The following is an 8,093-nucleotide window of genomic DNA, read 5'->3' on the forward strand; positions in this document are numbered from 1 at the left end:
CCGGCCCGGCCGCCGCGGGCCCGGACCCGGCCGGGCCTCGCAGGGAGCACCCGGGCGTTCCGTTCGGCCGCGCCCGTCCGGGGCTCGGCCGGCGGTCCGCGAAGCTCACGAACCGCCGACGATGCGCCAGGCGACGCGCTTGCGGGCGGTGCTCCCGCACGCCACGTGCAGGGCGTCCTCGATCAGCCTGACCTGCTCGCGGACGGCCCTCGCCCAGGCCTGCTCGCGGACGTACGCCTCGATCGTCTCGGCGTCGTCCCTGCGGCGCGGCACACCGATCAGGGCGGTGCGCAGGGCCTTGAGTCCGGCCTGCATGGCGAGCACCTCGGCGTCCAGGTAGAGGCGGAGCATGCAGGCCAGCTCCAGCGGGTTCCGGTGGAACACCTCCTCGTGACGCCACCGCGCCGGGGCGAGGTCGAGCAGCCAGTCCTTCGCCGACTGTTCGAACTCCGGGCTGCCGGGGCGGCGCACGGCACCCGGCCAGCGGGCCGAGGACGATCGGGCCGGCCTGGGCCTGGGCACCCCGTCGGGTGCTTCGCTGCGCGTCATGGTTCATCACCCCAGGTGCCATGGGACCGTTCCCCGCCGCTTCGCACCTCGTCCGTCCGGCGGTTGCCGGGCGGACGGAGGCCCGGGGTGTCCGGTCGGCCGGAACGGACGTGGAGCGACCGCCGTTCCGTCCCGGCCCGGGCGATTCGGGTGCGATGAGTCTCAGACCTGTGACCTGCGCTGTCAAGCAGCGCGTCCGGTTCGCACGGACCGGGTGCGGGCGGTCCTCGTACCGGTCCGGCCTCGGCGATCCCGGAGGCAGCCGGCGCGTACCGTGGGGCAGTCGATTGCGCGAGGGGAGGCGGTCCGGACTCCGTCGCGGGTCCCTTGCGCGTCGCCTTCGCCTGTCAACCGAGAGGAACCCCATGACGCAGGACCGGTCGGCCACCGCAGACGAGACGGCAGGCCCCGTGCTGCCCGCACCCCGGACCCCCTCTCCTCTCGAAGCACCGGCGCTGAACTGGGGAGTGATAGCCCCGGGCGGGATCGCGGGCTACTTCACGGAGGCGCTGCAGAAGTACACCCGGCAGAAGGTCGTGGCGGTCGGCTCGCGCGACGCCGAGCGTGCCCGCGCCTTCGCCGACCGGTTCGGCATCCCTGCGGCCTACGGGAGTTACGCCGATCTCGTCCAGGACAGCCAGGTCGACATCGTCTACGTGGCATCGCCGCACTCGGGCCATTTCGAGCACGCCATGCAGGCGATCGAGGCGGGCAAGCACGTCCTCGTGGAGAAGGCGTTCACGCGCAACGCCCGCGAGGCCGAGCAGTTGATCGAAGCGGCCCGCAAGCGCGGGGTGTTCCTCATGGAGGCGATGTGGACGCGCTTCCTGCCGCACATCGACGTGGTCCGCCAGGCACTCGCGTCGGGGCTGCTCGGTGAGGTGCACACCGTCATGGCCGACCACGGGCAGCGGATGGACCCCGACCCGGCGCACCGCCTCTTCGCGCCCGAGCTGGCGGGCGGCGCGCTCCTCGACCTCGGCGTGTACCCGGTCTCCTTCGCCTCGATGGTGCTGGGGCCGCTCACCTCGGTCACGGCGGTGGGCACGAAGACCTTCACCGGCGTCGACGGCCAGGCGTCGATCGTCGTCACCGCCGGGTCCGGAGCACACGGCGTGTTGAACACGACGCTCTTCGCCCGTACCCCGACCACGGCGTCGATCTCGGGAACGCACGCCCGACTGGAGATCGACAGCCCCTTCTACGGATCCGCCGGGGTCCGTCTCATCGGCCGGGACAACCGGCTGCTCGACACGTTCGTCCCCTCCCAGCGCGACGGGGGCCTGTGCTACCAGGCCGCCGAAGCGGCCCGGTGCATCAGTGCCGGGCGGCTGGAGTCCGAGCTGATGCCGCTCGCCGAGTCACTGGCCGTCATGCACGCCCTGGACGACGTTCGCCGCGACCTGGAGGTCGTCTTCCCCGGCGAGTGACCGGCCCCGGAGCACCGGGCCCGTCCAGCAGAGCATGCGACTCGCGGTCGAGAGCGGTGCGCCCGCGGGAGCGGGGTGCGGTGCGGCGGCCGGACAGGGCACTCGACGACGGGGCCGGGGCGGGCCGCCGACCGCCCGGCCCCACTCTGACGGCAGGCCACAGAACCCACTCACTCGACATGTTGCTTTACGTTAGATCATGTTGAACTATGGTGGTGCACTCATCGCCACGGGCCACGGCCCCTCGGGGGTGGGTGTCGGTGGCGCCGCCGCACTGCCCCAGCCGGCGGCGCCCCCTCATGGCTCCGCCCGGTCCGGGGCATTCTGTGCTCGGCCGTCGCAACGAGGCGGCGGCCGAGCTCCGGTGACGGGCGGGCGCGGAACTCCGTGAGGGTCGGAGGAGTCCGCGACCTCGGGGCCGGCGACTTCGCGCGGCATGCCGAAGCCGCCGGCCCGTCGTACGGAGGTGGCCGCCCCCGAGAGCCCGGGGTCGACCGGACCTCGGGATTCATGGGTCGAATATGCGACCCACCCTTGTCTTATCGTGATGTTTTCTGTTTGATTGTGTTTATCTCAGGGGTGGCCGGATGCCACCCTTCCCCCTGGAGGTCTCGTCATGAGCAGGTACCTGGTCACGGGTGGCGCCGGCTATGTCGGCAGCGTGGTGGCCGCCCACCTGCTGGAGGCGGGTCACCAGGTGACCGTCCTGGACGATCTCTCCACGGGCTTCCGTGCGGGCGTGCCGTCCGGTGCGGAGTTCGTCGAGGGCCGGATCCAGGAGGCCGGGAAGGTCCTGGACGGTTCCTTCGACGGTGTGCTGCACCTGGCCGCCTCCTCGCAGGTCGGTGAGTCCGTCACGGACCCGGAGAAGTACTGGCGCAACAACGTGGCCGGCTCGCTGGAGCTGATCAGCGCCATGCGCGCGGCCGGTGTGCGCAGGCTGGTGTTCTCCTCCACCGCCGCGACCTACGGCGAGCCGGAGTCCGTGCCGATCGCCGAGACCGCCCGCACCACGCCCACCAGCACCTACGGTGCCACGAAGCTGGCCGTCGACCACCTGATCACCGGCGAGGCCGTCGCCCACGGTCTGGCCGCCGTCTCGCTGCGGTACTTCAACGTGGCCGGCGCGTACGGCGCCTACGGCGAGCGGCACGACCCGGAGTCGCACCTGATCCCGCTGGTGTTCCAGGCGGCGCTCGGGCAGCGCGAGCACATCGCGGTGTACGGCGACGACTACCCGACCCCGGACGGCACCTGCATCCGCGACTACATCCACGTCGCCGACCTCGCCGACGCCCACCTTCTCGCCCTGGACGCGGCCAAGCCGGGCGAGCACCTGATCTGCAACCTCGGCAACGGCAGCGGCTTCTCGGTCCGCGAGGTGATCGAGTCGGTCAAGCGCGTGACCGGCCGCGAGATCCCGGTGCGGGTCTCCGGCCGCCGCGCGGGCGACCCGGCCGTCCTGGTGGCCTCCGCCGAGCGTGCCCACCGCGAGCTGGGCTGGACCCCGCGCCGCCCGAACCTGGACGACATCGTCGCCGACGCCTGGAAGTTCACCCTGGAGCGCCACCGGTGAACGCCCGCCCGGCATGACGCGGCCGCGCGGCCGCGTTGACGCGAGGGCGTGCAGGCGTGCGGGCGTGCGGGCGGACTCCCGCGGCTCGCGCGCCCGTGGATCCGGCACCCGCCCGTCAGGCCGCCGGGGTGAGGCTTCCGCGCCCGACCGGCGGCTCCGCCCGACGCCCGCGGGCGCGACGGGACGGCAGCTGGATCAGCCGGCAGCCGTGCCGTGCGAGCTCGTCGGCCACCGCCCCCGCCTCGTCGTCGCCCAGACCGAACACATACGTCCCGGGGACCAGCAGGGTGTCCACCAGCCCTGCGGCGACGGCCCGCAGCAGGGCGTCCCGGGCGGGCAGTCCGTCGGCGACCCGCAGCCCGTTGTCCAGGAACGTCACCGGCTCGGGCAGCCCGGCCTCGAACGCGAGCTCCTCCAGCGCGCGGCGCTGGCACTCCATCCCCGTCACGTCGAAGGGGTAGGAACGGAGGTAGATCGCCACTCGCGCCGCCTGCCCGGTGTCGTTGCTCCGGTCGACTGCGAACATCTCTTCCACCTGCCTGATCTCCGGGCCGCGGCGGGCGCTGCGACACTCCCCAGCTCACCGCGCGGATCGGTACGTGTTCAACACGGACCCCTACCTACGCACACCCCCGGTCGCGCGCATCGCGCCCTCCCCTACGCAGAGTGACCCGCCTCGCCCAGCCTCCCGCCCCCTCCCACGGGCCCGCCCCGCACGCCCTCCCGGGCGACAACCCGACCCGCGCGGCGCAGCGAAGGTGTAGGGTAAAACCTAAAGCCTTTAGGCAGAAGCCTGAGAGGCGAAGGCGAACGGAGTGAACCTCATGGCCCGGGTGGGACTGACCGCCGAGCGACTGACCCTCGCCGGGGCGGAGCTGGCCGACGAGGTCGGCTTCGAGCACGTCACCGTCTCCGAGCTCGCCCGACGCTTCGACGTCAAGGTCGCGAGCCTGTACTCGCACGTCCGCAACTCCCACGACCTCAAGACGCGGATCGCCCTGTTCGCCCTGGAGGAGCTCGCCGACCGCGCCGCCGACGCGGTCGCCGGACGCGCCGGCAAGGACGCCCTGGCAGCCTTCGCCGACGCCTACCGCGACTACGCCCGGCAGCACCCCGGGCGGTACGACGCCGCACGGTTCAGGCTCGACCCGCAGACGGCCGCCGCCGGCGCCGGGGTGCGGCACGCCCGGATGACCCGGGCGATCCTGCGCGGCTACGACCTGGCCGAGCCGGACCAGACCCACGCGGTCCGCATGCTGGGCAGCGTCTTCCACGGCTACGTCAGCCTGGAGGCCGCCGGCGGCTTCAGCCACACCGCCGTCGATCCCCAGGTGTCCTGGGACTGGATCATCGACTCCCTCGACACCCTGCTCCGGACCCTGACGACCCGCTGAGCACCCCGGCCGTACCGACCCCACCGGCCCGCCGCCCCGAACCGGAACCCCAGGAACCCCAGGAACCATGAGCACCGACAGCACGCCGACCGCCGCCCCGACCACCACCCCCGTCACCGCCGACCTGCTGCGCGGGCACCTCGACCTCGAACGGACGGCGCACGGGCTGCTGCCGCACCGGCTGCCCGCCCGGGCCCGCCTCCAGATCCCCGACGAGCAGCTCGCGACGGCACAGGCCCAGCCCTCCGGCGTGCGCCTGGCCTTCCGTACCAGGGCCACCACCGTCGAGCTGGACACCCTGCCCACCAAGCGCGCCTACACGGGCATGCCCGCCACACCCGACGGCGTCTACGACCTCGTCGTCGACGGCCTGCTCACCGCACAGGCCACCGTCGCCGGGGGCCACACCCTGATGACCGACCTGGCCACCGGCACCGCCGAACTGATCGGGGGCCCGCCCGGGACGGCACGCTTCACCGGCCTTCCCGCCCGCGACAAGACCGTCGAGATCTGGTTGCCGCACAACGAGATCACCGAGCTGATCGCCCTGCGCACCGACGCCCCGGTCGAACCCGCGCCGCCGACCGGGCACCGCCGCTGGGTCCATCACGGCAGCTCCATCAGCCACGGCTCGACCGCCGGCCGCCCCACCTCCGTCTGGACCGCCCTGGCGGCTGCCGAGGGCGGCGTCGACCTGGTCAACCTCGGCTTCGGCGGCGGCGCCCTGCTGGACCCGTTCACCGCCCGCGCGATCCGTGACACCCCCGCCGACCTGATCAGCCTCAAGATCGGCATCAACATCGTCAACACGGACGCGATGCGGCTGCGCGCGTTCGGCCCGGCCGTCCACGGCTTCCTCGACACCGTCCGGGAGGGGCACCCGACCACCCCGCTGCTGGTCGTCTCCCCCGTCCTGTGCCCGGTCCACGAGGACACCCCCGGCCCGCTGGCCCCGGACTTCTCGACCGGCACCCTGCGCTTCAAGGCCACGGGCGACCCGGCCGAACGCGCGGCCGGCCGCCTGACCCTCACCGTCATCCGCGAGGAGCTGGCCCGCATCGTCGCCCGGCGTGCGGAGGACGACCCGCACCTCCACCACCTCGACGGCCGCACCCTCTACGGCCGGGCCGACTACGACGAGTTGCCGCTGCCCGACGAGGTCCACCCCGACGCCGCCGGTCACCGCCGCATCGCGGACAACTTCGGCCGGCTGGTCTTCGGCCCCGGCGGGATCTTCGCCGCCCCGCGCGTCCGACCCGCCGCCCGGACGGTACCGGACGGCGGGTCGGACGCCCGGCGCGGCCGGCTCTGACACGGCCCGTGCCGTGCCAGGCCCTGCGGGGGCGGGGCGGGGCGGAGCCGGTCAGGGCCGGTGGGTGGCGCGCAGCCGGGCGAGGGTACGCAGGCCGCGTTCCACGAGTTCGGGATCGTGGTTCGCCGCGCCGTACTGGATCCCGGAGACGGCGTCCAGCACGCAGTGGACGGCCAGGTACTCCTGCTCGGTGTCGGTGAGGTCCCGGCCGTAGCCGTCGAAGAGCGCCTCGGCGAGGTCCGGGCGGTCGGCCCAGCTGTCGGCGAGCCGCACGAAGTCCCGGACGGCCGGGCCCGGCTCGGCACGCTCGAAGTCGATCACGTACAGGTCCCCGGACGGCTCCCACAGGAGGTTGCGGAACTGGAGGTCGCCGTGGGTCGGCACCGCGTCGAGGGGAGGGAGCTCGGCCGCCCTCGCGGTGGCCGCGCGGGCGAGGTCCTCGTCGCCGGGAGCGAGGTGGCCGCGGGCCCCTTCCAGGTGCCGCTCCAGTCGTTCGAGGACGCGCGGCGACCCGTCACCGGGCCGGGCGGGCGCGGCCCCGTGGATCGCCGCCGCGAGCTCCCCGATCCGGCGGAAGACCCGCTGCTGCTCCTCGCGCCCGTGCATGGCCCCGTGCAGGGAGCGGCCGGGCACCGCGGTGACGACGACGGCCCGCAACGCGGGGGCGACGGCCACCAGGCGTGGCGCCGCCCCACCCAGGAGGGGGACCCAGGTCCGGTAGGCGGCCACCTCGCGGTCGTGGAAGCGCGGGCTCTCACGATGGACCTTGACGAACCACTCACCGCCGTCCCGGCCGTGGACCCGCCACACCCGGCTGCCCGCCCGTGCCCAGGAGGCGTCCGTCCACGCGGCGATGCGTCCGACGGCGGCCTCGGCGAACTCCCTCAGCTCGGGGGCGGGGCTGTCCGCGGCGCCACCGCCGCCGATGCGGGCGGCGAGGGCGGTCATGTCGTCGGCGAATCCGGCGCCGAGGTCGATGCCGGTCTCCTCGGCGATCACCAGCAGGGAGAACAGGCAGTCGGACAGCTCGTGGGCGATCCGCTCCCGGTCGGCCGGGACGTCGGCACGGTGGCCCTGGTACGCCATGACGAGCTTGGCGAGGTCCCCGACGTCGCCGACGAACCCGAGGGTGAAGTCCGCCAGGTCCCATGTGCGGCCCAGCGTCCGCCGGTTGGTCTCGTCGTACAGCCGGCGGACGTCGCGGGCGGCGGCGACCAGTCCGTCCCAGTCGGGGCGGACACGACGGTTCGGTTCCACACGTCTCCTCAGCGGGTTACGGGGCGGGCAGGGCGCCCGACATGTCGACTCTCCTCGGCTCGCGGCGGCGGACGCGGCGGGTCGGACGATCACCGGCTCCTGGTCCCCGAAGCGCGCCTTCACGGTCACGCGGACAACCTAGCGCTGTGACCGACCGGTTCGCCGACCGTCCGGACGAGCAGAAGCCCGGACGGTCTACCTCACCCGTCCCGCCCTCCGCGGCACCGAAGTGCTCACAACAACCCTCCAGCTCGGCGGTTGTCGCGACACGACGCCCCTAGCGCTCGCCCGGCCGCGCCCGTTCGCGGGACGGCTCGATCACCGGCCGAGCACGCGGACGGGGCGGCGGGCTCCGACGGGGTGTCGGGGTCCGCCGCCCCGGAGCCGGGGCGAGCCACGGGGAACCTGCCGCGCAGGTCGCCCCGGCTACGCCGGGTCCCGGTCGAACACCGCCTTCGACCAGCGGTAGCCGAGCGCCGTGAGGCCCAGGCACCAGGCGACGGCGAGCCACCCGTTGTGGCCGATCTCGCTGCCGAGCAGCAGTCCGCGCAGGGTCTCGATGGCGGGGGTGAAGG

General features: G+C 73.8%; 7 protein-coding genes and 1 pseudogene. 4 read left to right on the plus strand and 4 right to left on the minus strand.

Annotated features, from left to right (window positions below):
- Window positions 1–105: 105 nt before the first annotated feature.
- Window positions 106–549, minus strand: coding sequence for a hypothetical protein (locus ABZY91_RS40610; RefSeq protein ID WP_329883237.1), 444 nt, complete (start codon window positions 547–549; stop codon window positions 106–108).
- A gap of 365 nt (window positions 550–914) precedes the next feature.
- Here ABZY91_RS40610 and ABZY91_RS40615 point away from each other — a divergent pair, with 365 nt between their 5' ends.
- A complete protein-coding gene (locus ABZY91_RS40615; RefSeq protein WP_355409099.1) occupies window positions 915–1,979 on the plus strand; it encodes a Gfo/Idh/MocA family oxidoreductase in 1,065 nt (354 codons plus the stop codon).
- 616 nt (window positions 1,980–2,595) lie between these two features.
- Window positions 2,596–3,555 (plus strand): UDP-glucose 4-epimerase GalE, encoded by a 960-nt coding sequence (gene galE, locus ABZY91_RS40620; protein WP_355409101.1) that lies wholly within the window; start codon window positions 2,596–2,598, stop codon window positions 3,553–3,555.
- A gap of 115 nt (window positions 3,556–3,670) precedes the next feature.
- On the opposite strand, the gene ABZY91_RS40625 is transcribed toward galE, so the two are convergent.
- Window positions 3,671–4,081, minus strand: a complete 411-nt coding sequence (locus tag ABZY91_RS40625) for a hypothetical protein (RefSeq protein ID WP_355409103.1) — start codon at window positions 4,079–4,081, stop codon at window positions 3,671–3,673.
- Between the two features lie 298 nt (window positions 4,082–4,379).
- Here ABZY91_RS40625 and ABZY91_RS40630 point away from each other — a divergent pair, with 298 nt between their 5' ends.
- Both ABZY91_RS40630 and ABZY91_RS40635 read left to right on the plus strand, forming a co-directional pair.
- Window positions 4,380–4,949, plus strand: coding sequence for a TetR/AcrR family transcriptional regulator (locus ABZY91_RS40630; RefSeq protein ID WP_355409105.1), 570 nt, complete (start codon window positions 4,380–4,382; stop codon window positions 4,947–4,949).
- Window positions 4,950–5,016: 67 nt separating this feature from the next.
- Complete coding sequence (locus tag ABZY91_RS40635) at window positions 5,017–6,261, plus strand: GDSL-type esterase/lipase family protein (protein WP_355409107.1); 1,245 nt, start codon at window positions 5,017–5,019, stop codon at window positions 6,259–6,261.
- Window positions 6,262–6,312: 51 nt separating this feature from the next.
- Here the strand turns inward: ABZY91_RS40635 and ABZY91_RS40640 are convergent, their stop codons facing one another.
- Together ABZY91_RS40640 and ABZY91_RS40645 are read right to left on the minus strand one after the other, a co-directional pair.
- The gene (locus ABZY91_RS40640) at window positions 6,313–7,518 is read right to left on the minus strand and encodes a phosphotransferase (protein WP_355409109.1); all 1,206 of its coding nucleotides are present in this window, start codon (window positions 7,516–7,518) and stop codon (window positions 6,313–6,315) included.
- Between the two features lie 426 nt (window positions 7,519–7,944).
- Window positions 7,945–8,093 (minus strand): annotated as a pseudogene (locus ABZY91_RS40645) (ABC transporter permease); the annotation flags it as partial.

The organism is Kitasatospora sp. NPDC002965, from assembly GCF_040611255.1.
Taxonomy (GTDB): Bacteria; Actinomycetota; Actinomycetes; order Streptomycetales; family Streptomycetaceae; genus Kitasatospora.